Source organism: Saccharomonospora iraqiensis subsp. paurometabolica YIM 90007 (genome assembly GCF_000231035.2).
Classification (GTDB): Bacteria; Actinomycetota; Actinomycetes; order Mycobacteriales; family Pseudonocardiaceae; genus Saccharomonospora; species Saccharomonospora paurometabolica.
Window position 1 is genome coordinate 48,605 of sequence record NZ_KI912234.1, and the last position, 426, is coordinate 49,030.

Sequence of the window (426 nt, forward strand, 5' to 3'; positions counted from 1 at the left end):
GAGGGTGTGCGGGCGAAGCGGGTCCCGGTGGACTATGCCTCCCACTCCGCCCACGTGGACGAGTTGCGGGATGAGTTGTCGGAGGTGCTGGCTCCAATCCAGTCGCGCGCCGGGACTGTGCCGGTGTATTCGACGTTGACCGGGCGGGTCGAGGACGGCTCGGGGATGGATGCCGGGTATTGGTTCGACAATCTCCGTTCGACTGTCCGGTTCTCCGACGCTGTCACCGCGTTGGCTGCGGAGGGGTTCGGCACGTTCGTGGAGTGTTCCCCGCATCCGGTGCTGACGATGTCCCTGCCGGACGACGTGGTCGCGGTCGGCTCGCTCAAGCGGGACGAGGGTGGCCTGGAACGGATGCTGCTCTCCCTGGGTGAGGCCGTTGTGCACGGCGTCACGCCGGACTGGGCCGCGGTGATCCCCGACGGT

At 67.8% G+C, this 426-nt stretch carries 1 protein-coding gene; it reads left to right on the plus strand.

Translation table 11 applies throughout. The features are described 5' to 3' along the window. Window positions 1-426: acyltransferase domain-containing protein (locus SACPADRAFT_RS0211450; RefSeq protein WP_040924250.1), on the plus strand; the 426-nt coding region annotated here is incomplete at both ends.